23 protein-coding genes are annotated in these 25,072 nt (G+C 58.2%); 19 read left to right on the plus strand and 4 right to left on the minus strand.

Annotated elements, in window-relative coordinates:
• Window positions 1–11: 11 nt before the first annotated feature.
• Window positions 12–266 (minus strand): DUF1344 domain-containing protein, encoded by a 255-nt coding sequence (locus tag AAAB35_RS28965; RefSeq protein ID WP_340671788.1) that lies wholly within the window; start codon window positions 264–266, stop codon window positions 12–14.
• Between the two features lie 432 nt (window positions 267–698).
• Between AAAB35_RS28965 and AAAB35_RS28970 the strand changes: the two genes are divergently transcribed.
• Window positions 699–1,361 carry a thermonuclease family protein gene (locus tag AAAB35_RS28970; RefSeq protein ID WP_340671789.1) on the plus strand — a complete coding sequence of 221 codons (663 nt, stop codon included), beginning with the start codon at window positions 699–701 and terminating at the stop codon, window positions 1,359–1,361.
• Between the two features lie 271 nt (window positions 1,362–1,632).
• Here AAAB35_RS28970 and AAAB35_RS28975 read toward each other — a convergent pair whose 3' ends face one another.
• Window positions 1,633–3,093, minus strand: a complete 1,461-nt coding sequence (locus tag AAAB35_RS28975; RefSeq protein ID WP_340671790.1) for a DUF1214 domain-containing protein — start codon at window positions 3,091–3,093, stop codon at window positions 1,633–1,635.
• 175 nt (window positions 3,094–3,268) lie between these two features.
• Between AAAB35_RS28975 and AAAB35_RS28980 the strand changes: the two genes are divergently transcribed.
• From AAAB35_RS28980 to AAAB35_RS29035, 12 genes are all read left to right on the plus strand, one after another.
• A complete protein-coding gene (locus AAAB35_RS28980) occupies window positions 3,269–3,448 on the plus strand; it encodes a hypothetical protein (protein WP_340671791.1) in 180 nt (59 codons plus the stop codon).
• Window positions 3,449–3,827: 379 nt separating this feature from the next.
• Window positions 3,828–5,729 carry a hypothetical protein gene (locus tag AAAB35_RS28985; protein WP_340671792.1) on the plus strand — a complete coding sequence of 634 codons (1,902 nt, stop codon included), beginning with the start codon at window positions 3,828–3,830 and terminating at the stop codon, window positions 5,727–5,729.
• 182 nt (window positions 5,730–5,911) lie between these two features.
• The gene (locus AAAB35_RS28990) at window positions 5,912–6,886 is read left to right on the plus strand and encodes a tripartite tricarboxylate transporter substrate binding protein (RefSeq protein WP_340671793.1); all 975 of its coding nucleotides are present in this window, start codon (window positions 5,912–5,914) and stop codon (window positions 6,884–6,886) included.
• Window positions 6,887–7,046: 160 nt separating this feature from the next.
• Window positions 7,047–8,141 (plus strand): chorismate synthase, encoded by a 1,095-nt coding sequence (aroC, locus tag AAAB35_RS28995; RefSeq protein WP_340671794.1) that lies wholly within the window; start codon window positions 7,047–7,049, stop codon window positions 8,139–8,141.
• 12 nt (window positions 8,142–8,153) lie between these two features.
• Entirely contained in the window at window positions 8,154–9,257 is a 1,104-nt protein-coding gene (ribB, locus tag AAAB35_RS29000) for a 3,4-dihydroxy-2-butanone-4-phosphate synthase (protein ID WP_340671795.1), read from the plus strand.
• Window positions 9,258–9,356: 99 nt separating this feature from the next.
• Window positions 9,357–10,640 (plus strand): cystathionine gamma-synthase family protein, encoded by a 1,284-nt coding sequence (locus tag AAAB35_RS29005; RefSeq protein ID WP_340671796.1) that lies wholly within the window; start codon window positions 9,357–9,359, stop codon window positions 10,638–10,640.
• Window positions 10,641–11,170: 530 nt separating this feature from the next.
• Complete coding sequence (locus tag AAAB35_RS29010) at window positions 11,171–12,097, plus strand: histone deacetylase family protein (protein ID WP_340671797.1); 927 nt, start codon at window positions 11,171–11,173, stop codon at window positions 12,095–12,097.
• Window positions 12,098–12,099: 2 nt separating this feature from the next.
• Window positions 12,100–12,354, plus strand: coding sequence for an exodeoxyribonuclease VII small subunit (locus AAAB35_RS29015; RefSeq protein ID WP_340671798.1), 255 nt, complete (start codon window positions 12,100–12,102; stop codon window positions 12,352–12,354).
• 83 nt (window positions 12,355–12,437) lie between these two features.
• Window positions 12,438–13,361, plus strand: coding sequence for a pirin family protein (locus AAAB35_RS29020; RefSeq protein WP_340671799.1), 924 nt, complete (start codon window positions 12,438–12,440; stop codon window positions 13,359–13,361).
• Between the two features lie 86 nt (window positions 13,362–13,447).
• Window positions 13,448–15,367 (plus strand): 1-deoxy-D-xylulose-5-phosphate synthase, encoded by a 1,920-nt coding sequence (dxs, locus tag AAAB35_RS29025; protein WP_340671800.1) that lies wholly within the window; start codon window positions 13,448–13,450, stop codon window positions 15,365–15,367.
• A gap of 2 nt (window positions 15,368–15,369) precedes the next feature.
• On the plus strand, window positions 15,370–16,044 hold the full coding sequence (locus AAAB35_RS29030) for a TlyA family RNA methyltransferase (RefSeq protein ID WP_340671801.1): 675 nt from the start codon (window positions 15,370–15,372) through the stop codon (window positions 16,042–16,044).
• A 62-nt stretch (window positions 16,045–16,106) separates the two neighbouring features.
• Window positions 16,107–17,336, plus strand: coding sequence for a class I SAM-dependent RNA methyltransferase (locus AAAB35_RS29035; RefSeq protein ID WP_340671802.1), 1,230 nt, complete (start codon window positions 16,107–16,109; stop codon window positions 17,334–17,336).
• Window positions 17,337–17,341: 5 nt separating this feature from the next.
• Here AAAB35_RS29035 and tldD read toward each other — a convergent pair whose 3' ends face one another.
• Together tldD and AAAB35_RS29045 are read right to left on the minus strand one after the other, a co-directional pair.
• Window positions 17,342–18,754, minus strand: a complete 1,413-nt coding sequence (gene tldD, locus AAAB35_RS29040) for a metalloprotease TldD (protein WP_340671803.1) — start codon at window positions 18,752–18,754, stop codon at window positions 17,342–17,344.
• An 81-nt stretch (window positions 18,755–18,835) separates the two neighbouring features.
• Complete coding sequence (locus AAAB35_RS29045) at window positions 18,836–19,354, minus strand: invasion associated locus B family protein (protein ID WP_340671804.1); 519 nt, start codon at window positions 19,352–19,354, stop codon at window positions 18,836–18,838.
• A 384-nt stretch (window positions 19,355–19,738) separates the two neighbouring features.
• Between AAAB35_RS29045 and coxB the strand changes: the two genes are divergently transcribed.
• From coxB to AAAB35_RS29075, 6 genes are all read left to right on the plus strand, one after another.
• On the plus strand, window positions 19,739–20,587 hold the full coding sequence (coxB, locus tag AAAB35_RS29050; protein WP_340671817.1) for a cytochrome c oxidase subunit II: 849 nt from the start codon (window positions 19,739–19,741) through the stop codon (window positions 20,585–20,587).
• A gap of 39 nt (window positions 20,588–20,626) precedes the next feature.
• Window positions 20,627–22,279: a cytochrome c oxidase subunit I gene (ctaD, locus tag AAAB35_RS29055; protein ID WP_340671805.1), complete on the plus strand. Its 1,653-nt coding sequence runs from the start codon at window positions 20,627–20,629 to the stop codon at window positions 22,277–22,279.
• 82 nt (window positions 22,280–22,361) lie between these two features.
• The gene (gene cyoE, locus AAAB35_RS29060) at window positions 22,362–23,306 is read left to right on the plus strand and encodes a heme o synthase (protein ID WP_340671818.1); all 945 of its coding nucleotides are present in this window, start codon (window positions 22,362–22,364) and stop codon (window positions 23,304–23,306) included.
• Window position 23,307: 1 nt separating this feature from the next.
• Window positions 23,308–23,463, plus strand: coding sequence for a hypothetical protein (locus AAAB35_RS29065; RefSeq protein ID WP_027230073.1), 156 nt, complete (start codon window positions 23,308–23,310; stop codon window positions 23,461–23,463).
• An 11-nt stretch (window positions 23,464–23,474) separates the two neighbouring features.
• Window positions 23,475–24,104, plus strand: a complete 630-nt coding sequence (locus AAAB35_RS29070; protein ID WP_340671806.1) for a cytochrome c oxidase assembly protein — start codon at window positions 23,475–23,477, stop codon at window positions 24,102–24,104.
• Between the two features lie 55 nt (window positions 24,105–24,159).
• Entirely contained in the window at window positions 24,160–25,038 is an 879-nt protein-coding gene (locus AAAB35_RS29075; RefSeq protein WP_340671807.1) for a cytochrome c oxidase subunit 3, read from the plus strand.
• Window positions 25,039–25,072 lie beyond the last annotated feature (34 nt).

Below are 25,072 nucleotides of genomic sequence, written 5' to 3' on the forward strand. Positions count from 1 at the left end.
CGTGCCCGCGACTATTCCTGCGTTTCTTCGATATCGGTGATGAAGCGTTCCTTGTTGACGACATCGAACATCAACGTAACCTTCATGCCCTTCTCAATGACGCTGAGATCGAACTCACCCGGCAGTTTATAAATTTTGCCATCGTCGAGCGTGATCGTCGAGTTGTCCTCGTCGATCTTGGTAATCGTCCCTTGCGCATCGTCCGCAAGTGCACCGACCGGGAACAGGGACGCGACAAACATGAATGTTGCTACAAAGAAGCGCATTTTCGAATTCCTCTTTATCAGATCGGTGGTCGGTCAACGCGCACACTTAGAGCGATGATTTGTGGCAAAACAATTGCGACTTTGCGGTTCATTTAATGAAAGCAAAAGGGTAGAGCCATCGAACTAGCCGCGTGGCAAGGACGTGGCAAGATTTGCCACAAATATGCGGATCGGCGCCCAAGAAATCCCACCTCATGGTGAATACATTGCAAACGTTTTGGAGCGCCAAATCGTACGCGATAAAGCCATCTTGTTGGGGAATTTGCGAGTCGAGCGGAAAGCTTACCTTTGGCAGCTTCGCGCAAATATTTGGCTTCGCACCGCAAGCCTAACGTTTCGCAAATCTGTATGACGGGCGGCAGTGCCTTAGACTGTGAGCGGTCGCACCTTTGATTTTTCAGTTTCGCTCCAAGTGATCCGCCTGAGTTCGCAATGCTCCGTTTAATTAAATCAATCTGCAGGGCCTTATTTGGAAACCTAAACGGGCCATCAGCCCGCAAATCGACTCCAGTCAGAGTCGTTGGTTTCGGCAGCACAAAGACAGCGCTAAACGAGCAATCACCCCGCCTTTCGACTCCAGTCGAAGTCCTCGGTTACCGCAGCACAGAAAAAAAGAAAGCGCTAAACGGCTATGCGGCAAGAGCGCTTATCGAAAGCTTTCCAAAGGCTAAAGTCATATACGTCATCGATGGCGATACAGTCATCGTTGCGACGGGATGGGACAACATAAAAATCCGGCTGGATTCGATCGATTGCCCGGAGGACGGCCAGCATTGGGGGGATACCGCTACATACGGTCTCAGAAAGCTGGTCGGTGGACGAAACGTGCATCTGGAAGCGCATGGGATAGACTGCTACGGGAGAACATTGGCTACAATTTATGTTAAATCCGCGAATGGCGAGGAGTGGATAAACGTCAATGAGCGGATGGTTACTCTTGGTCACGCATGGGTAATGCGCATGTTCTACGATCATTTGCCAAGAGACCGACAAGGTAAGTTGAATCGCTTAGAGAACTGGGCCAGATCAAAGAAGGTTGGTCTATGGCGCACCCAAAACCCCATACCGCCGTGGCAGTGGCGAAACGGCAGTTGAGGTTTGGCAATCGAATCTCGTCGCCGAAAAAATGGCTGTCAGGCGGCAACTACCCCAGCATCAGTGTCTTGTATGCCTGACAGCTGAACGCGATGAAGGCGAGAACGAAACCGAGCCAGCCGAGGCGGGCTTGCCGCCGTTCGATGCTGAATGACTCGCCGGCGCAGATCACCCATCTAATTCTTGAACAACCCACGTTTTACCGCGTTCCCGGCCCGGAGCAGGGGCGAATAGTGCCGGTACTTGGGATTACATTCGCCCACAGGCGCGTTTACTCCACCAACTCCATGTCAGGCATCTTGAATGACTTGTTGTTCAGAGCGTCGGTTCCCCCATAGAACCGCATCGCAGGAAGCGGGCGCTTTCCTGCCGTCGGTATCCAGTTCGATTCAAGGCCAGTGGGGGCCTTCGGCCCGACATAAATCGTGACGCCGCCATCGGCGTTCTTCTTCATTCCGTCAATGTCGTAGGAGGAAAGCGTAGTGCGATTGGAGTCGCTGTAGATGAAGGACATGGTGGCGCGGTTGTAGACGGTGAAGGCCCAGAACTGCTTGACGGGCATTTCGGCGGGTACGTCCAACTTATAGAGCTTTCCCGCTTCTAACGGCTTGCCGTCCTTGTCAGCCATCGCCATCAAATACTGGGTCGCGGGGTTGTCGGTCAGTTCCTTCGGCATGTATGTGCACCAGAAATACTCAGCGGCGCGGTTGATGAGATCGATGTGATCGTCATAGACGAATGTAAAGCGTCGGTTGGCATCTGTCATGAGTAGAGAGGCGTAGTGACGATCCGGCCAAAAGAGACGGTCTTCGGGAATATTGTCGAACCATTCCTGCATGAAGAACCAGGCATCGATCGCCGCCTGCCTCATCGCCTTTTTTGTCTTTTCGTCGGGTGCATAGGGCTTACCCGGCTCGATGCCCAGCGACTTCAGCATCCCGATCATGACTTTGTCTTGCTCTTTCACGGGCTCGACACTCATGACCGCGGCCATATCTTCGAAATGCCGCTCGTCATAGAACGGCAGCGTCGGATAGCGCTCGTTGATGGGATCAATGAAGCGCTGCTCCGGGGGATTATTCGCCTCCGATAGGTAGTACATACGCAGCCGCTTGGCGTAAGCGTAAGCGTCTGCCACGCTTTTACCCGGTGCGCGTATCGACCGGAAGGCAAAGGCGATGCGATAATTCGGTGAGGCAACAGGAATATAGCCCGCTGGGATGGTTCCCTCGTAGCCGGGAGGGGTGAACAGCAGTTTGCCTCCCTTACCCTTGTCAAGACCAGAGGGCCCAACATCAGCGATGGTCAATTGCCAAGCGTCTACTACCTGACCGTAGCCGCTGCCTTCTTCGCTCGCTGCCGGAACCTCCAGCACGACGGGGCCTTTGCGAAGGTCGCTAAAGGCCGAGATGTAGGGCGTTGTACTGTTCGCAGTGATCGCCTCAAGCTTTGGCGTCGCGGGCGCGGAATAGGCGATGATGTCATTGTCCTTCATGCCAAGGTCGGTGAACGCGGCCCGCCGGAAACTGTAAATCGCTATCGCAGGCATATTCCATAGGACAGCTTCGAATGCCCTTTGGTACTTGATCTGGTAGTCGAAATCTTTGACGGAGGCGGTCGCACCCGCTGGCGGCTGCCCGCCCAATGTTTCACTGCCGTCTTGTGCCGAACTTGGCGACGCGCCTAAGCTGGCAGCGACGAGCGAGATAACGGCGACAAATTTTGGGTTCATTCGCATCTCGAATCCTTCCACTATCGACGGATTGCTGAAGTCAGCTGTTCGCATCAAACTTGTCAGGACGAACGGAAGCGCTGAAGTACGTTACGGTTAATGTCGGTGCGAACGAGACTTACAGAGTCATCGGCCATCGTCGTCTTGCTCCTTTAGCATCGCTTCGAGTTCGCCGGTGCTGAAAAGCCTTGTTCTGCAAGCGTGCAAGATCACCGAGCGCAGCAATTCATGCACGTCGCCGTCGCGCTTGGCGCTGACCATCCTTGCGTCCGCCACCACATTTGCACATGCCGACGAGGGCGACGACGCCAAGGCGACAACCATGGTCAGCGGCCATTTGGCCGCGCTGGATTAGCCGGTACAAAGCCGGAACTTGCGGCAACGGCGCGGCAAGATTTGCTTCAATTTCCTTTGCCACGGCAAGTATGCCGATCCCACGCGACCACCAAATATGCTTGTTTTCATTGGTTTTTTAAGTTGGTAAGCGCTCCTATGCGCACGATCTCAAGCGCGTGGCAAAACTATTTCGGTTTGGCAGGGTCTCACAACGAAATCGAACGCGCTGCGTTGCGGCGCCGCTGCTGTAAATGGAAGCTGGCCGCCTATTTAATCGGCGGTTTCAATACTTGATTTTTTGTTGGGCAAAAATCCAACTTTCGTCGGATTGACGTCAGCCGCTCTCTTTGAAAGAAAACCCTGGTTACGCAAAAAACCAATACTGGGAACTAAATTTGATGATCGTGAGAGTCTTATTCTTGGCCCTTCTTTTAGGGCTTGTAGCCTGTAACAACGATGGATCCGATACGCCGCATGCCGCTGCAAGCAGCTTCGCGACCAGCGATACTGACCAGCTTGGCGGTCCTGCACCCACCGCGACGACCGTCGCTCAAGGCGTGCCCGTTCCGGTCTCGGGCGATGTTGTTCCGACTACGCTGCCCGACCCGCAAGCAGCGGCCCGCAGTGATGCTGACGCGCTGGTAAAGGCAGGCAAGCGGGATGACGCAGCGGCAGTACTGAGGGGCGTTGGCCTCGATGAGGAGGCCTATGCACTTTACGCGCCACCCGATTATGCCTTCTATTTGAAGGAAAATCCGGCGGTCACTACGCCAAATGTCAATGAGCGGACATCTGTCAAGCGCCACAACATGACCATCAATGGCAAGACCGTGTGGTTAACCGCACGAGCCGGCCACCTGATCGCGTGGAGCCCGAAAGATGCCGACGGCAAGAAAAAGCCGCAGGCGTCAATCTTCTACATGGCCTATACGCGTGACGATCTGCCGGCGGAAAAACGCCCAGTGACGTTCTTTTTCAATGGCGGCGCTGGGTATGCTTCCTTCTTCCTTCATATGGGATCATTTGCTCCAAAGCGCGTGAAAATCGACAGCCCCAACCTTTCGCGCAAGGCGGCCGACCTGAAATTTCCCGTGATCGACAATGAAGAGACGCTGCTTGATCAAAGTGATCTTGTGTTCGTCGATCCCGTTGGTTCCGGCTTTTCGCGACCAATTGAGCCATTTGGAAATGAGTTCTACAGCTATGGTGGCGACGCGGCGATTACCCGGGATATTGTGACGAGCTACAGCAACAAGTACAACCGGCAGAGTTCTCCGAAATATCTCTTTGGAGAGTCAGCCGGTGCTGCCCGGATAGCGGCGGCGGGTCGCTTGCTGGTCGATGCAGGTACAAAAGACTTCGACCCCGATCCGTCGGGTAAGCCGACAGATGTGCTTTCGGGGCTGGTACTTTTCTCGCCGGGCTTTGGAGACGATCCCAGTCTCAATGAAGACCAGCAATTTGCAGTCAAGCACTATTCCGACAACCCGGTATGGGGCATGATCGATCGTTACTTTCGGAAACCGGAAGAGCGATGGCACCGTGAGAGCAGCATTGATGAATATGCCGACTATTTGAGGCAGTTAAGTGAGCGGTTGATGCCGTTTTACAAGCTTCGTTGGGATATGTTAGGGACGGACCGCTCTCCCGATGAGAAGACACTAAAGGAAATAGAGCCTCTGTTGGCGGAGTTGAGAGGAATGACGGGCAAAGAAGTTGGTTGGGGGAAACTAACTCGTAGTTGGCTGACCTCGATTCCACCGGCAAATCGTAACACGCAGTACGATACGCGGTGGTTGGCCGACGACTACGAACCCGATAGCGTTACAGACAAACTTCTACTATACGAAATTGGCCACCATTTAAAAACATACATGAACTATTTCTCGAAGGAGCGATCCGATAGTCCGCCTGTCCCGGAACCCACGGGCCCCCGTATCCTGGATGCGCGCTTTATGGAGAAAAGTTTCACGGAATACGATCCTGGCTATCGTGGACATTGCGGCTGCGACTATAAGGACGATGTCCCTGTGCAAGGGGTTCCAGATTTGAGGGACCTTCTCAACAAGGATCCGACGGTAAAAGCAATTGTGCTTCAGGGCTATTACGACAGCGCCACCCCGTTCTACACGACGGAACTGAAGATCAGATTTGGCGGGCTTGATAAGCAGATTCCGGTGAAGGTTTTTGAAGGAGGGCACATGATGTACCTTTCTGAAGCCGCGCTAAAGCCCATGAAAACAACGCTTGATGCGTTCTATACAGCGCCCGCTCCTGCACGAGCCCCAGCAACAAATTAATCTGAAAACGTTCGCCTTGAAGCTTATGGAGAGCCGCCTGGGAGCGGCTCTCGTCATAGCGGATGCCAGCATTGTTTGGGGTGTTCCGGTACAAGAAGTAGACGAGACGGTTGCGTTATTGCCTGGCCCAACTATGTTTTCTTGATTGCTAATCTCGATCAAGTTCATGGGAGGAGTTCTTCATGGGATTTAATAGGCGCACTGTTCTCGGACTGACCGTCGGTACGGTAGTCGCATCCGTATTGCCCGCAACTGCGCAAACATTCCCCGAGCGCGCGATTACACTCGTCGTCCCCTTTGCGGCGGGTGGTTCGACCGATCTCGTTGCCCGACTTGTGGCAGCCAACATGTCGAAATCCCTCGGGCAGCAGGTGATCGTCGAAAATGTCGGCGGCGCCGGCGGTAATCTCGGCGCGGCCCGAGTCGCCAAGGCGGATGCCGACGGCTACACCATCCTCATGGGAACAGTTGCGACCCATGCTCTCAATCCGCTCATGCTGAAGACGAAGCCCTATGATCCGGTCACCGATTTTGCGCCGGTTTCACTTCTCGTCGTCGTTCCCAATGTTCTGGTGGTCAATCCCCAACTTCCGGTCAACAACGTGAAGGAACTCATCGAGCTTCTGAAGGCCAATCCGGATAAGTATTCCTACGCATCGTCGGGAAATGGCACGCCGCTCCACCTTTCCGGCGAACTCTTCAAAAGCATGGCCGGCGTGAAGATGGAGCACATTCCCTATAAGGGCGCAGGTCCGGCACTGAACGACCTTCTCGGGAATCAGGTATCGATCATGTTCGACAACCTCCCGTCCTCCTCGGCGCACATAAAGGCCAAGTCGCTGAAAGGCCTGGGCGTTACGACCAAGGAACGCGCGCCGTCATTCCCCGATATGCCGACTGTTGCCGAGACCGTGCCAGGTTATGAGACCTATACCTGGAATGCGCTGTTCGCGCCGGCGGGAACCCCACCCGAGGTGGTCGCCAGGCTCAACGAAGCTGCGAATGCTGCGCTCAAAAATCCGGAAGTCATCGCGCGCATGAACGATTTCAGCGCCCAGATCGTGGGATCGACGCCCGAGGCGTTGGCGGACCATGTGAAGGCGGAAATTGCAAAATGGGAGCCCGTCGTCAAAAGTACGGGCGTCACTCTGGACTAAGCGAATAGTTCACGAAGTCCTTTGTCGGCGGCCGCGGTTGCCGGCGAAGAAATTTGAGGGCGGTACACAGGTCTTCCAGCTGGGTTGAGAATTTAACGGCGACGGGTTTGACCGCGGGAGGAAACACTCATAAAACGCCTCTCAAAGGCGGGTAACCCTCATGTCGCACAATACGTTCGGTCATCTTTTCCGTGTCACCACCTGGGGCGAAAGCCACGGCATCGCGCTGGGCTGTGTCGTGGATGGCTGTCCGCCCGGAATTGCATTTACCGAGGCGGAAATTCAGGCCTATCTCGACAAGCGCAAGCCGGGCCAATCGAAATATACGACGCAGCGGCGCGAGCCCGATCAGGTGAAGGTCCTCTCGGGCGTGATGCTTCAGGATGATGGTATCACCATGATCTCTACGGGCACGCCGATTTCGATGATGATCGACAATACGGATCAACGTTCGAAGGATTACGGCGACATTGCCCGCCAGTATCGTCCCGGTCACGCCGACTATACCTATGACGTGAAGTATGGCATTCGCGACTATCGTGGTGGCGGGCGCTCCTCGGCGCGCGAGACCGCGGCGCGCGTTGCCGCCGGCGCCATTGCGCGCAAGATCGTGCCCGGCCTCGTCGTGCGCGGCGCGCTGGTCGGTATGGGCATCCATTCGATCGACCGCGCTCGCTGGGATTGGGCCGAGGTCGACAACAACCCGTTCTTTACGCCGGATGCCGGCTCGGTCGAAACCTTTGCTGCCTATCTCGACGGTATTCGCAAGGCAGGCTCGTCGATCGGCGCTGTCATCGAAGTTGTCGCGGAAAATGTACCCGCGGGTCTTGGCGCGCCAGTTTATGGCAAGCTCGACCAGGACATTGCCAGCTACCTCATGTCGATCAACGCCGTAAAGGGCGTTGAAATCGGCGATGGCTTCGAATCGGCCAAGCTCAGCGGCGAAGAGAACGCAGATGAGATGCGCATGGGCAATGACGGCAAGCCGATATTCCTCTCCAATCATGCCGGCGGTATACTGGGCGGCATTTCGAGCGGCGCGCCTGTCGTTGCCCGCTTTGCCGTAAAGCCGACGTCATCGATCCTGACGCCGCGCCGCAGCATCGATGCCGACGGCCATCAGGTGGATGTGATGACGAAGGGCAGACACGACCCGTGCGTGGGCATACGCGCCGTACCGATCGGCGAAGCGATGGTCGCTTGTGCCATTGCAGACCACTATCTAAGGCATCGCGGCCAGACCGGCCGCATTTGAAGGGGCGCTTCCATGGCTTACAATCAAAAACGGGTCGTTGATGCGCTGCGCGCCTTCGAGCGCGGTGAAATCGTCGTCGTCATGGATGATGACGGGCGTGAGAACGAGGGCGATCTCATTGTGGCGGCCGTACATTGCACGCCCGAAAAGATGGCTTTCATCGTCCGGCACACGTCGGGCATCGTCTGCACGCCCATGCCGCGCGACCATGCCCGACGTCTCAATCTTGCGCCGATGGTTGCCGATAATGATGCCCCGCACGCGACTGCTTTCACCGTGACGGTGGACTACAAGCATGGCACGACGACGGGCATTTCCGCCGACGACCGCACGCTCACCGTCCGCAACCTCGCCAATCCCAATGCAGGTGCGGCAGATTTCGTCCGGCCCGGACACATTTTCCCGCTTGTCGCCCGCGAAGGTGGCGTATTGATGCGTTCCGGCCATACGGAAGCGGCCGTCGATCTTTGCAAACTTGCCGGACTTCCGCCGGTCGGCGTCATCTGCGAACTCGTCAATGATGATGGCTCGGTCATGCGCGGCCCCCAGGTCGCAGCCTTCGCTGAGACGAACAAGCTGCATCAGGTAACGGTCGCCGACCTCATCGCCTATCGCCAGCGCAAGGAAACCCTCATCGAGCGCATCGGCGAATACGACATCGATACCTGCGCCGGCAAGGCCAAGGCGATCACCTATGCGTTGCCCTGGGAGCCGATGCATCATGCGGCGATCGTCTATGGTGATATTCGCGACGGCGAGGATGTTCCCGTGCGCCTGCAGCGCGAGGACGTGCTGAGCGATGTGTTCGGTGCGCGCAATACACTCGACAGCATCATGAACCGCATCGCCGAGGAAAAACGTGGCGTGATCGTCTACCTGCGCGAAGGTTCCGTCGGCGTTGGCCGCGATGACGACCGCAATCGCGCCACACTGCAGGACCGCGAAGCCCATGCCGAAGCGAAGGTGCGCGAGGAGGAGTGGCGGCAGATCGGTCTTGGCGCGCAGATCTTGAAAGATCTCGGCATCACATCGATCCGGCTCCTGTCATCGCGCGAGCGCCATTATGTCGGCCTCGAAGGATTCGGTATCCAGATCATCAAGACGGACATTCTCTAGCGATCAAACTGTTGCGATTGGCCGGTCAAATTCGCAAGGAACCGTCGCTGTATTTGCTATAGTCTCGCTGGTAAGGCTCATACCAGCGAGGAGACTGCCATGACCGCTCCCCATCCCTCCAAAACCCGCATCGGCAATCACGAACTGCATCCGGAAACCCTGATGCTCAATTACGGTTATGACCCGGAATTGTCGGAAGGGGCGGTGAAGCCGCCGGTATTCCTCACCTCGACTTTCGTGTTCAAGTCGGCGGAGGAAGGGAGGGATTTCTTCGACTTCGTCTCCGGACGCCGCGAACCTCCGGAAGGCACAGGCGCAGGTCTTGTCTACTCGCGCTTCAACCATCCGAACAGCGAGATCGTCGAGGATAGGCTCGCCGTTTATGAGCGCACGGAAAGTTGCGCCCTGTTTTCTTCCGGCATGTCCGCGATCGCCACGACACTCCTTGCTTTCGTCCGTCCGGGCGATGCGATCCTCCATTCGCAGCCGCTCTATGGGGGAACGGAAACGTTGCTTGCCAGGACCTTTCTCAATATGGGCGTTGCGGCCGTCGGCTTTGCGGATGGTGTAAACGAGACCTCCGTACAGGCAGCCGCCGAAGAGGCGATGAAGCGTGGTCGTGTCTCTGTAATCCTGATCGAAACGCCCGCCAACCCGACGAACAGTCTCGTCGACGTTGCGATGATCCGCCGGGTCGCCGACGCCATCAGCGAGACGCAGGGGCACCGTCCGATAATTGCCTGCGACAACACCCTGCTCGGACCTGTGTTCCAGCGCCCAATCGAGCACGGGGCTGATATCTCGCTCTATTCGCTGACCAAATATGTCGGCGGCCATTCTGATCTGATTGCCGGGGCCGCTCTCGGGTCGAAAGCCGTGATGAAGCAGGTCAAGGCGCTACGTGGAGCAATCGGGACGCAGCTCGACCCGCATTCGTGCTGGATGCTCGGGCGCTCGCTTGAAACGCTCGGCATTCGCATGGAAAAGGCCAACAACAACGCCGCCCTTGTTGCCGACTTCCTGCGCGAGCACCCGAAGGTCGAGAAAATCCACTATCTTCCCTACCACGACGCAGCGTCGCCGCTCGGCAAGACCTTTGCCGCGCAATGCACGGGAGCGGGATCGACCTTCTCGTTCGATATTGTCGGCGGCCAGCCGGCCGCCTTCAAGTTCCTCAACGCCCTGCAGATATTGAAGCTTGCCGTGAGCCTCGGTGGCACTGAGTCGCTTGCCAGCCATCCGGCGACAATGACGCATTCGGGCGTGCCGGTCGATGTGCGCCAGCGCATCGGCGTTCTCGATTCGACGATCCGGCTATCGATCGGCATCGAACATCCGGACGATCTGGTGGCCGATCTCGCGCAGGCGCTGAGCGTGGCTTAGCGGATCAGGTCCCCTCCTTGAGTTCGACTGGAAATGGCGTCGGCTCGAAATACTTTTCGAGCTTGAGCACACCTTGATCGAGCGCAATTGCTGCTCGCGCAAAAATTCCATTAGGCCTTTCTGGTCGCGGGCAAGAAGGAGAGGATAATAGACAGGCACGTGGTCCTGACTCCCGTCGGCTAGTCCGGCCTTGAGGATCGAAGTCGCCTTATCAAGATCGCCCTTCACGATTGCGATCCTGGCTAAAAGACTCGGGTCCGCAAAGAAAGTACTGGGAATTTTCCGGATCGTTTAATCGGTGCGCAACAAAATCGTCGATCGTATTAATGGCGCGCAGTTCTGGAAGTGCCTCGAACTCGACCTATCGCGAAGGAGTTGAAGCGATTCGAGATCACGTGATAAGTCGCGTCAATTCGACTTTCGTACCAAGCAACTCACTTTCACCTTGAATATGCGACTGCGGCCGGTGCAAATTTGCGCGGCGCGTGTTTGGTCATGCTCGTGCCCTTTTGACAGCGCAGGAAGTCCCCATGGTCACCCGTCTCTACACGCATCCGATTTACCTCGAACACCTTACGCCGATGGGACATCCCGAGCGTCCCGACCGACTGCGCGCCTTGAGCAAGGTCTTGGAGGACGGTGCTTTTGACGGTCTCGACAGGGTTGAAGCGCCGATGGGCGATGAAGCAACGATCCTCTACGCGCATCCGCAAGCGTTTCTCGAGCGTGTCCGCAGCAGCATTCCCGATGAGGGGCTGACGCGCGTCGATGCCGACACAACAGTGAGCCCAAAAAGCTGGGAAGCGGCGCTGACTGCGATAGGCGCGGCAAACGCCGCGGTCGACGACGTTTTCGCGGGAAGAGCTGACAATGTCTTCGTCGCCTCGCGCCCGCCCGGGCATCACGCCGAACACAACAAGGCCATGGGCTTTTGCCTTTTCAACAATGCCGCGATTGCTGCGCTTCATGCACAAAGGGCCCACGGCGTCGAACGTGTCGCCATCGTCGATTGGGACGTGCATCACGGCAATGGCACACAGGATATCTTTTGGGACGATCCCTCGGTGCTCTATTGTTCGACGCATCAGATGCCGCTCTATCCCGGTACCGGCGCGAAATCCGAAACGGGGGCAGGCAACATCGTCAACGCGCCCCTTGCGCCGATGACCGGCGGCGATCATTTCCGAGAAGCGTTCACGACACGGATTCTTCCGGCGCTCGACGCATTTCAGCCGGAACTCATTATCATTTCCGCAGGCTTTGACGCCCACCACCGCGACCCGCTTGCCGAAATAAATCTCTACGAGGATGATTTCGACTGGGCGACCGCCATGCTCATGGAAAGAGCTGGGAGCTTTGCTTCAAACCGCCTTGTCAGCCTTCTTGAAGGCGGCTACGACCTCAAGGGAATGTCGCTCTCAGCGGGCGTGCATATCAAACGCTTGATGGAAGGGTGACCATGGCCGACGCACAGAACAACTCCGACATCGCCGCCATGAGCTTCGAGCAGGCGCTGGACCAGTTGGAAAAGATCGTCGATGACCTCGAGCGCGGCGACGTTCCGCTGGAACAGTCGATTCGCATCTACGAACGCGGCGAAGCGCTGAAGAAACATTGCGATACCTTGTTGAAAGCGGCCGAAGACAAGGTCGAGAAGATTCGCCTCGGCCGCGATGGCCAGCCAGTCGGTACCGAGCCGCTCGATCCAGACTAACATAAGCGCGCTGTTCAAAGGCCCGCCGGAATTCTATGGTTGGTATCAATGCGGTCATGAAGTGACCCCAAGGAGCATTGCCCATGAGCTTTTTCCCTTGCAAGGACCCAGAACCTGGCGACGCAACGGCGGTGGACGCCATAGAAACACTGATCATTCCCCGAACCAGCGATATTGGCGGCCTTGAAGTGCGCCGTGCGCTGCCGAGCGCCAAGCGCCGTCTGGTTGGCCCCTTCATCTTCTTCGACCGCATGGGGCCCGCGATCCTGCGCCCGACCGACGGGATCGACGTGCGCCCGCATCCCCACATCGGTCTGTCGACCGTGACCTATCTGTTCGACGGCCAGATACGCCATCGCGACAGCCTCGGCACCGAAATGGTCATCCGGCCAGGCGACGTGAACCTGATGACGGCGGGTCGCGGCATCGTGCATTCCGAACGGTCACCGGAGGAACTGCGCAAGGAGCCGCTGCCGATTTCCGGCCTCCAGACCTGGCTGGCGCTGCCCGACCATCTCGAAGAGATCGATCCGGCCTTTGCCAATACCGGCGTTGCCGAGCTTCCTTCCTTGAACGAAAACGGCATCGACGTGCGGGTCGTCATGGGAACGTTCCACGGTGCGCGGTCGGCAGTGAAACAGCATGCCGAAACACTCTATGTCGATATCCGGCTTGCCCCGGGAAAGCGCATCCAGATACCGGGAACGGCGGCCGAGGAGCGGGCCATCTATACGCTCGAGGGGCCGGTGGAAGTTGCCGGCGAGACATTCCCGGCTGACCGCCTGCTGGCATTCCGACCTGGCGGTGAGATCATTATCGGTGCGCCGGAGGGCGCGCATTTCATGCTTTTCGGTGGCGCGGCGTTGTCATCCAAGCGCTATATCTGGTGGAATTTCGTCTCTTCGTCCAAAGAGCGCATCGAGCAAGCCAAGGAAGAGTGGCGGACCGGCCGCTTCGATATCGTGCCTGGCGACGAAGAAGAATTCATCCCGCTGCCGGAAAACTGATGTGAACGCAGGAAATCTCGTCTTCTTGCCGCACAGGTGGATTTGCTCTAGGGAACGGCAGACTTTCTAAACCGGAGCCTCGCAACTTGGCCAAGAATTTTGACACACCGCTGCTCGATCGCGTCAAGATCCCTTCGGACCTGCGCAGATTGCCGGAGTCCGATTTGCCTCAGTTGGCGGCGGAATTGCGCAACGAACTGGTCGATGCCGTATCGACGACAGGCGGTCATCTCGGCGCCGGGCTTGGCGTTGTCGAACTCACGGTTGCACTCCACCACGTGTTCGACACGCCGCATGACCGCATCATCTGGGACGTTGGCCATCAGGCCTACCCGCACAAGATCCTGACCGGGCGCCGCGACCGCATCCGCACGTTGCGCCAGGAGGGTGGCCTCTCCGGTTTCACCAAGCGCAGCGAGAGTGAGTACGATCCATTTGGCGCCGCGCATTCGTCCACCTCGATTTCCGCCGGTCTCGGCATGGCAGTCGCGAGCGATCTTGCCGGCACCAGACGCAACGTAATCTCGGTTATCGGCGATGGCGCGATGTCGGCCGGCATGGCCTATGAGGCGATGAACAATGCCGGTGCGCTCGATGCGCGCCTTATCGTCATTCTCAATGACAATGACATGTCGATCGCGCCGCCGACCGGGGCGATGAGCGCCTACCTGGCACGCCTCGTTTCCGGCCGCGCCTATCGCACCTTCCGCGAGACGGCAAAGCAACTGGCAAAGAAACTGCCGAAGTTCCTCCAGGAAAAGGCGAGGCTTTCCGAGGAATATGCGCGCGGCTTCTGGACGGGCGGGACCATGTTCGAGGAACTGGGCTTCTACTATGTCGGCCCCATCGACGGCCACAATCTCGACCACCTGCTGCCGGTTCTGAAGAACGTGCGCGACACGATGGACGGCCCTGTCCTGATCCATGTCGTCACGCAAAAGGGCAAGGGCTATGCGCCTGCCGAAGCGGCCGCCGACAAGTATCATGGCGTCAACAAGTTCGACGTGATCACCGGCGCCCAGGCAAAACCGCCTGCAAATGCGCCGAGTTACACCAAGGTCTTCGCAACGAGCCTTATCGAGGAAGCGCGCCACGACAACAAGATCGTTGCGATTACCGCGGCGATGCCGGGTGGGACCGGACTCGATCTCTTCGGGGAGGCCTTTCCCGAGCGGACCTTCGACGTCGGCATCGCCGAACAGCACGCGGTGACCTTTGCGGCCGGCATGGCGAGCGAGGGGTTCAAACCCTTTGCCGCAATCTATTCGACGTTCCTGCAGCGCGGATATGACCAGGTCGTACATGATGTGTCGCTGCAGAATCTGCCCGTGCGCTTTCCGATCGACCGTGCGGGGCTGGTCGGCGCGGATGGCGCGACACATGCCGGTTCGTTCGACACCGGCTTTCTTGCCGCCTTGCCGGGCTTCGTCGTCATGGCCGCATCGGATGAAGCCGAACTTCGCCACATGGTCCGAACAGCCGCCGCGTACGACGAGGGTCCCATTTCCTTCCGCTATCCACGCGGCGACGGCGTTGGCGTCGATTTGCCCGAGCGCGGCTCAATCCTGGAAATCGGCAGGGGTCGCATCCTTCGCGAGGGCGCCAAGGTCGCACTCCTCTCGTTCGGCACACGGTTGCAGGAATGCCTTGCCGCCGCCGAGGAACTCGACGCTGCCGGTCTTTCCACCACCGTTGCCGATGCGCGGTTTGCCAAGCCGCTCGACGAAGATCTCATCCGCCGCCTCGCCCGCGAACATCAAGTGCTGGTGACCGTCGAGGAAGGCGCTGTCGGCGGCTTCGCCTCACATGTATTGCACTTCCTCAGTCATGACGGTCTTCTCGACCAGGGGGGTCGCGTTCGCGCGCTGACCCTGCCGGATGTCTATCTGGATCATGCCAAGCCGGAAGCCATGTATGCCCGCGCCGGGCTCGACAGTTCCGGCATCGTGCAGGCAGTGTTCAGCGCGCTCGGACGTGATCAACTGGTTGCGCCAGCACGCGCGTGACGATGCGGCTTGACCAGCTGCTGGTCGAGAAGGGCTTCTTTGCCAGCCGTTCGCGCGCCCGCGATGCCATCGTGCGCGGAACCGTCAAGGTAGAGGGTACTGTCGTTACCAAGCCGGGTGCCGTGGTCGGCGAGACCATCGCGATATGTGTTGACGATCCGGCGAGCCCCTATGTGTCGCGCGCCGCCTTGAAGCTCATTGCAGGACTCGATCATTTCGCGGTTCCGGTTGCGGGGCGTAACGCTCTCGATATAGGCGCTTCGACCGGCGGCTTCACGCAGGTGTTGATCGAGCGCGGCGTAAATTACGTGGTCGCCATCGATGTCGGGCACGGACAATTGCACGAGCGATTGCGCGATGACCCGCGTGTCAGCAATCTCGAATCACTGAACGCGCGGGAGCTGACGCGCGATCATCTTGGCGGCTCTAAGGTCGATCTCGTTGTCTCGGATGTAAGCTTCATCTCGCTCAAACTCGCTTTGCCGCCCGCACTGGATCTGGCTGAACCGGGCGGGCACTGCGTCCTCCTTGTCAAGCCGCAGTTTGAAGCCGGCCGCGAGGCAATCGGCAAGGGCGGCCTGTTGCGTGACCCAAGGGATGGCGAACGGGTGGCGGATGATCTAAGAAACTGGCTTGATGCAATGCCGGACTGGAAGGCGCTTGGAATTTGTCCTTAGCCAATCGAAGGCGGTGACGGCAACCGTGAGTATCTTCTCGCCGGATTGAAAAGAAAAGTTTGATGAGCACACGGGTTACGATTGAGAAAATGGGAGCAGGAGGCGACGGCATTGCCTCGACGGCCGCCGGGATCGCCTATGTTCCGTTTTCGCTGCCGGGCGAGAGCGCCAATATCGCGCTCGACCATGGGCGCGGCACGCTGATGGCTCTGCTCGAAGCTTCGCCGGAGCGAATCGCGCCCGCCTGCCGGCACTTTGAAGAGTGTGGGGGCTGCGCACTGCAACATTGGCAGGAGGCGCCCTATAGGGAGTGGAAACGTTCCCTGGTCCATGAGGCGTTGGCAGGACGGGGTCTCGTCTTCGATCTCGAGCCGCTGGTGCCCTGCGCTCCGCATACGCGGCGCCGGACGGTGTTTGCCGCGCGGACGAGCGATCACGGCGCGGTCCTAGGATTCAATCGACACTTGAGCCACGAACTGATCGATATTTCGGAATGTCCGGTCACCGTGCCGGAGATCGTGTCGCGGCTCGATGATCTTCGCGATCTCGTTGCCGTTGTCGGGGGAGGCATGAAGCCTTTTCGATTGACGGTGACGGCGACAGCTTCGGGCCTCGATATCATGGTGTCCGGATGCAAGGCCCCAGACGCGGCGAAGCGACAGGCTTTGACAGCGCTCGTCCTCAAGAAGGGTTTTGCGCGCCTTACCTATGAGGGCGAGATCATCGTTGAACCCCGCAAGCCCATGGTTCAGTTCGGCAGAGTGCCGGTCTTTCTGCCTGCCGGGGGATTCCTGCAGGCGACGGTCGATGCCGAAAATGCGATGGCCGCATTGGTGACGGCCCACCTTGCCAAGGCCAAGAAAACCCTCGACCTTTTTTCCGGCTCGGGCACTTTCGCTTTGCGTATCGCGGAAAAGTCGGCTGTCCACGCAGTCGAAGGCGATGAGGCTGCGGTCGGCGCGCTCGATCGCAGTGTTCGTCAGGTGCAGGGACTGAAGCCAGTCACAGTCGAGCGCCGTGATCTCTTCCGCAGGCCATTCCTCGCGCGGGAACTTGCGCCGTTCAGCGGTCTCGTTTTCGATCCGCCGCGTGCTGGCGCTGAAGCACAATGTAGCGAGATCGCCAAATCAGCGGTGCCGAAAGTGGCGGCGGTGTCATGCAATCCCGTGACGCTGGCGCGAGATCTGAGCATCCTCACCAAGGGCGGCTACCGGATCGACCGGGTCGTTCCGATCGACCAATTCCTCTGGTCGCCGCATGTCGAGGCGGTGGCGCTGCTCAGCAAAAAGTAGGACGACTACACCGAGGTTCCGCCGACAGTCATCTGGTCCATGCGCAGATGCGGCTGGCCGACGCCGACGGGAACGGATTGCCCCGCCTTGCCGCACATGCCGATGCCCGTATCGAGCTGAAGGTCGTTGCCAATCATCGAGATGCGCTGCATCGCGTCCGGACCGTTGCCGATGAGCATGGCGCCCTTGATCGGCGCGCCGACCTTGCCATCCTCGATCAGATAGGCTTCGGTGCAGCCGAAGACGAATTTACCGGATGTGATGTCGACCTGGCCGCCGCCGAAAGAAACGGCATAGATGCCCTTCTTGACCGAGGCAACGATTTCCTCCGGGGTCTTGTCGCCGCCGAGCATGTAGGTGTTGGTCATGCGCGGCATCGGCACATGCGCGTAGGATTCGCGCCGGCCATTGCCGGTTGGTTGCATTCCCATCAGGCGGGCATTCTGCCGGTCCTGCATGTATCCGACGAGGATACCGTCTTCGATCAGGACTGTCTTGTTGGTTGGCATGCCTTCATCATCGATCGTCAGTGATCCGCGACGTTCGGCAATTGTCCCGTCATCGACAACCGTCACGCCCTTCGATGCAACCTTCTGTCCGAGGAGGCCGGCAAAAGCCGAGGTCTTCTTGCGATTGAAATCGCCTTCGAGGCCATGGCCGACGGCTTCATGCAGCATGACGCCCGGCCAGCCGCTCGCGAGAACGATGTCCATGGTGCCCGCCGGAGCTGGGATCGCCTCGAGATTGACAAGTGCTTGTCGCAGCGCTTCGTCTGCCGCGTGGTGCCATTTGTCGGTCGCGATAAATTCACCGAAGCCCTTGCGGCCCCCGGCGCCGAACGAGCCGCTTTCCTGGCGCTCACCCTCGCCGACGACGACACTGACGTTGAGGCGGACCAGCGGACGCACGTCGCGGACGAAGTGGCCGTCGGCACGCAAAATCTCCACCTGCTGCCACGACGCGGCAAGCGATACGGAAACCTGCCGTACCTTCGGGTCCTTGTCACGCAAATACGCGTCGATCTCCTGCAGCAACTTTACCTTTGCCTCGAATGTCGGCGAGCCGAGTGGATTTTCATCGCTGTAAAGGCTGCGATTGGTTCCGGGCGGGGCGGCGGTATAGGTGCCTGCATGGCCTGTCCGGATGGCGGAAGCTGCATCGGCCGCCCTATTCAGGGCACTGAGTGACAACTCGCCGGCATGGGCATAGCCCACGCCTTCGCCTGCTACCGCGCGCAGGCCGAAGCCCTGATCCTGGTTGAACGAGCCATTCTTCAGGCGACCATTGTCAAAGACGAGGCCTTCCGATTCCCTGTATTCGAGGAACAGTTCGCCATCGTCCGCGCCAACGAGGCTTTGCTTGACGGTTTCAAGGACTTTTTCGCGTGGCGCGTCAAAACTGTCGATAAGGCTCTTCATGACAAAACATCCAGGTTCAAGGTGCATGAACCCGGATGTAGGCCTTCGATCGGCTCACGACAACATTAATATTGTGCAAGGTTAGGGAAGGGCGTCGAAGCCTTCGCCGAATCCATTTAGTTCGACGGGAATGCCAATACCTTCTTCGGGTGTCTGGAACACGATGAAAGTGGCGGCCTTGCCGGTCTTCAAGGTCTGGACCAGTTGATCCTCCAGAATGACCTCCGCGTAGCATCCGTCTTCGAAGCAGCGCACGAAATAGGCGCGTCCAATGTCCTTGCCGTCGACGTTGAGGCCGAGGCCATTCGGCAGAAGTACGCCAAGCGGCGCCAGAACGCGCAGGATCTTGGCCTTGTTATCAGCCGTCTTAAGCACTACGACCGACAGGCCCATTTCGGGGCGGTCGGCAGCGACGACGTTCTGTATCAGTGCGCACTGTTCGGATTTGGCGCCCGCGGGCGTATCGCAGAGGATCGACCATGCTCCATGGGTGGACTTGACCGTGCCGCTTTGCTGCGCTGCCATGGCAGCACCCGCAAGGGCGGTCAACGACAGGGTAAGCAGGCCGATGGCGATGCTGCGTAGCGGAAAAAACGACATATAGGCTCCAAAACGAATCATCCAGACGTTAAACCTCCCCGTCGAAGATGAAAAGAATGCCGCACCAATACTCCCCAGCATACAGCGGCTGTGGAATGTGTCGTGTAATGCAATAATGGCCGGATTGTGAGCCCTTTTGTGCCTTGGGCAGCAAAAACATCGCGAATGCGAAAAAACATGCCCGCTCAGGCCATCATATGCCATCGGAAGGGAAAGCCGCGCGCAAAAATGCCGCATGAGATCACGTTCGCCTTCCTTGCGATGTAAGCTAATGTGTGGTTTGAACGCGGCATATAACCGGGCCTTTCCTGCGCCCGGTCTTAACGTATGGAATCAAAGCTTCATTCGGGAGATTTCTAGGTGAAGAAGAATTTTGTCACGCTGATGGGTGTCCTGGGTGGCCTGCTCGGTGCCGGAACGGCTGCTCATGCAGCAAAGCCTGAGCCTTGGCAGATGACGTTCCAGCCCGCTGCTTCTGCAATCATGGAGCAGATCGTTTGGTTCGAGCGCTATACTTTGTGGTTTATCGTGCCGATCACGCTTTTCGTGATGGTGCTTCTGGCCTGGGTGATGATTCGCTATCGTGCGAGCGCCAATCCGGTTCCCTCGAAGACCAGCCACAATACGGCCGTCGAGATCGTTTGGACCGTCGGTCCAGTCGTCATCCTGCTTTTCCTGGCGATTCCTTCCTTCCAGCTCCTTACAGCCCAGTATTCTTCCGAAGAGCCCAAGATGACCATCAAGGCCACCGGCTATCAATGGTATTGGGGCTATGAATACCAGTCAGGCGAGGCCCCCGTCTCCTTCGATTCGGTGCTCCTGAAGGACGCCGACCGGGCCGGCCTTGGCAAAGAGGATCGCGAGGCCTTTCCGCGCCTCCTGGCAGTCGACAATGAAATGGTCGTGCCGGTCAATACGACTGTGCGCCTTCTGGTTACCGGCGCCGACGTGATCCATTCATTCTCCATGCCGGCTTTCGGGGTGAAGATGGACGCCGTCACCGGCCGCAGCAACGAGACCTGGTTCAAGGCACAAAAGGAAGGCATCTACTACGGTCAGTGCTCGCAGATTTGCGGCAAGGACCATGCCTACATGCCGATCGCGATCCATGTAGTCTCGCAACAACAGTACGATACGTGGTTCGCCGCCGCCGGGAAGGATCTTCCGGGCGCATTCAAGGCGTTGACCGCCAAAATCGACGCAGACAAGAACGTGAACGTTGCCGGCAACTGAGCTGGTTACGCGACTAGATTTAGGAACGGGAGCACTTTGATGGCAGGTTCTGCAGCTCACGAAGCCCATGACGCTCACAAGCCGACAGGCTGGACGCGTTGGGTTTATTCGACCAACCACAAGGATATAGGTACGCTGTATCTGATCTTCGCAATCGTGGCCGGTCTCATTGGCGGGTCTCTTTCGATCGCCATGCGCGCCGAGCTGCAGCAGCCCGGCATCCAGATATTCCATGGCCTTGCGTCGATGGTCTACGGCTACGAAGGCGATGCGGCCATCGATGGCGCCAAGCAGATGTACAACGTGTTCTCGACGGCGCACGGCCTCATCATGATCTTCTTCATGGTCATGCCGGCACTGATCGGTGGCTTTGCCAACTGGATGGTGCCGATCATGATCGGTGCACCGGACATGGCGTTCCCGCGCATGAACAACATCTCGTTCTGGCTGCTCCCGCCCGCGCTCCTCCTGCTCATTCTTTCGATGTTCGTTCCGGGTCCTGCCGGCGGCTTCGGCACCGGCGGTGGCTGGACGATCTATCCGCCCTATTCGACCTCGGGCCAGCCCGGACCGGCGATGGACTTCGCGATCCTGTCGCTGCACATTGCCGGTGCGTCGTCGATCCTCGGTGCGATCAACTTCATCACGACGATCTTCAACATGCGCGCTCCAGGCATGACACTGCACAAGATGCCGCTGTTCGCCTGGTCGGTTCTGATCACTGCTTTCCTCCTGCTGCTGGCCCTGCCGGTTCTGGCTGGCGGTATCACCATGCTTTTGACTGACCGCAACTTCGGCACGACCTTCTTCTCGCCTGAAGGTGGCGGCGACCCGCTGCTGTTCCAGCATCTGTTCTGGTTCTTCGGGCATCCGGAAGTGTACATCATGATCCTGCCGGCCTTCGGCATCATCAGCCACATCGTCTCGACCTTCTCGAAGAAGCCGATCTTCGGTTACCTCGGCATGGCCTATGCGATGGTCGCCATTGGCGTCGTCGGGTTCATCGTCTGGGCACACCACATGTACACGGTCGGTCTCTCGCTCGAGACGCAGCGCTACTTCGTGTTCGCCACGATGGTCATTGCCGTGCCGACTGGCGTGAAGATTTTTTCGTGGATTGCAACGATGTGGGGCGGTTCGATCGAATTCAAGCCGCCGATGATCTGGGCGATCGGGTTCATCTTCCTCTTCACCATCGGCGGTGTGACGGGCGTTCAGCTTGCCAATGCGGGTCTCGACCGCGCAATGCACGATACCTACTACGTCATCGCGCACTTCCACTACGTGCTCTCGCTTGGCGCCGTATTCGGTATCTTTGCGGGCTGGTACTACTGGTTCCCGAAGATGACTGGCTACATGTACAATCACGCCATCGCCAACACGCACTTCTGGGTGATGTTCATTGGCGTCAACCTGGTGTTCTTCCCGCAGCATTTCCTCGGGCTCGCCGGCATGCCACGCCGGTACATCGACTACCCGGATGCATTTGCCGGCTGGAACGAAGTATCGTCGATCGGCTCGTACATTTCCGGTGTTGCCGTGCTGATCTTCCTCTTCGGTGTCTTGGAGGCGTTCGCCAAGAAGCGTGAAGCGGGTGCAAATCCATGGGGCGTCGGTGCGACCACGCTGGAATGGCAGCTTTCTTCGCCGCCGCCGTTCCATCAGTGGGAACAGCTCCCGCGCATCAAGTAAGACGATGGGCATCCGGACCGTTGATACCAGTGGTCCGGATCGGCCTGACGAAAATCTATCGGACTACAGCAAGATCGAACAAATGGCATTGGTAGAGAAAAACGCGAGCATGGATACGAGCATCGGCCTCTCTGAGGCCAGTGCTTCGGACTATGTCGTCCTGCTCAAGCCGCGGGTGATGTCGCTTGTGGTCTTTACCGCCCTTGTCGGCTTGTTGGCTGCGCCAGGACATATCAACCCCGTCCTGGCCGGCATCGCCATCCTTTGCATCGCGGTCGGGGCAGGGGCCTCGGGCGCGCTCAACATGTGGTACGACGCGGATATCGACGCAATCATGAAGCGCACGGCCAAGCGTCCGATCCCCGCCGGACGCATCAGCCGCGAGGAAGTGCTGACCTTCGGGCTGTTGCTTTCGGCCTTCTCGGTTGTAACGCTCGGTCTCTTCGTCAATGTCCTTTCAGCGTTCCTGCTTGCCTTTACGATTTTCTTCTATGCGGTCATCTATACGATGTGGCTGAAGCGTTCGACGCCGCAGAACATCGTCATTGGCGGCGCCGCGGGTTCGTTCCCACCCATGATCGGCTGGGCCGCCGTTACCAATTCGGTGAGCATGGAAAGCATCGTGCTGTTCATGATCATCTTCCTGTGGACGCCGCCGCATTTCTGGGCGCTGTCGCTCTTCATGTCGGACGACTATGAAAAGGCGAAAATCCCGATGATGCCGAATGTCATGGGGCCGGCATCGACGAAATTCCAGATCCTGCTCTATACGCTCCTTGTGGCACCCGTTGCGGTTCTGCCGTGGATCATGGGTTTCGCAGGTCCGGTCTATGGACTGTTCGCCGTCGCGATGGGCGTTGTCTTCATCACCTATGCCTTGAGGGTGTGGCGAGCGCCGGTGGGCAAGGAAATGATCAAGCCAGCCAAAAAAATGTTCGGTTTCTCCATTCTATACCTTTTCGGTATTTATGCCGTTCTTCTCGGCGAAATTCTTGTGCGTAAAGCACTTCTCCTCGCAGGTGCCTGATATGAGCAATGATCGTGTGACCCTTACCGACAAGCAGAAGAAGGCGCAGCGCAGCCGCTCCATCGCACTCGCCCTGGCACTCGCTGCGTTCGTGATCATTGTCTATGTCGGTACCTGGGCGAAGCTCGGCGCCAATATTCTTATCCGGCCGATGTGATGAGTGGTTCGATGTCTGAGGAAAACGTAGGGAGCGTGAATGCTCCGGCCGAGCAGAAACGCAAGGTTTCGGATCGCACCATCGCGATCTCGTGCCTAGCGTTCTTCTTCGGAATGGTGGGCATCGCGTTTGCCGCGGTGCCGCTTTACGCAATGTTCTGCCAGGTCACTGGCTATGGCGGGACAACGCAGCGTGTCGAGCAGATGTCCGACACGATACTCGACAAGAAGATCACCGTGCGTTTCGATGCGAACACCTCTGGCGGACTTCCCTGGAAGTTCGAGCCGGTTCAACGTGACGTCACGATGAACATTGGCGAGACCACACTCATCAAGTATGAGGCGAAGAATATTGCCGACAGCCCGACAGCAGGCCGCGCAGCATTCAATGTGACGCCGCAGGCGGCCGGCGCCTATTTCAACAAGGTCGAGTGCTTCTGCTTCACCGATACGGTGCTGAAACCTGGCGAAGACCTCGAAATGCCGGTTGTATTCTTTGTCGATCCGGACATCGTCAATTCGCCTGAGCTAAAGGGCGTCAATACCATCACCCTGTCCTACACGTTCTTCCCCATCGCCATGCCGGCCCCCCTGGCCGCCAACACCGATGCGAAGAAGGAAAACGCGTCCGGACAGCTTTGAACTTGCGCCGGCCCTGGTCGGTGCTAACAGATGAACAGAAATTGCGGGGGTTAGAATGGCCGAAGCACACCAGAAACATCACGACTACCACATCATCGATCCAAGTCCGTGGCCGTTCCTCGGCTCGGTCGGTGCTTTCATCCTGGCCCTCGGCGGGATCGCATTCATGCGTTATCACGCTGGCGGCGAACTCGTGCTGTTCAGAGCCAACCTGACGACGCCGTGGATTTTCCTCATCGGGCTCGTGATCATCCTTTACACGATGTACGGCTGGTGGTCGGACACGATCAAGGAGAGCAAGCAGGGCCATCACACCCGTGTCGTCTCGCTGCACCTGCGATACGGCATGATCATGTTCATTGCTTCCGAGGTGATGTTCTTCGTTGCCTGGTTCTGGGCCTTCTTCGACGCAAGCCTGTTCCCCGGTGAAGCGGAGCAGGTTGCCCGGACCGCATTTACCGGTGGCGTCTGGCCGCCCAAGGGTATCGAGGTTCTCGATCCATTGCATCTCCCGCTGTACAATACGATCATCCTGCTTCTCTCGGGAACGACCGTCACCTGGGCGCACCACGCACTCTTGCACAATGACCGCAAGGGTCTGATTACGGGTCTCACGCTGACCGTTCTGCTCGGCATGCTGTTCACCTTCGTGCAGGGCTTCGAGTACGTGCATGCGCCGTTCGCGTTCAAGGATTCGATCTACGGCGCGACCTTCTTCATGGCTACCGGCTTCCATGGTTTCCACGTGATCATCGGCACGATTTTCCTTGCAGTCTGCCTGTTGCGGTCGATCCGCGGCGACTTTACCCCGCAGAAGCATTTCGGCTTCGAGGCAGCGGCCTGGTATTGGCACTTCGTTGACGTCGTCTGGCTGTTCCTCTTCTTCTCCATCTATGTTTGGGCAGGTTGGGGCGCTCCGATCGCTGTCGAATAAGCGGCCATCATCGAAATCAGAGGGGCGGGCATGG

The organism is Phyllobacterium sp., assembly GCF_037994425.1.
Taxonomy (GTDB): Bacteria; Pseudomonadota; Alphaproteobacteria; order Rhizobiales; family Rhizobiaceae; genus Phyllobacterium.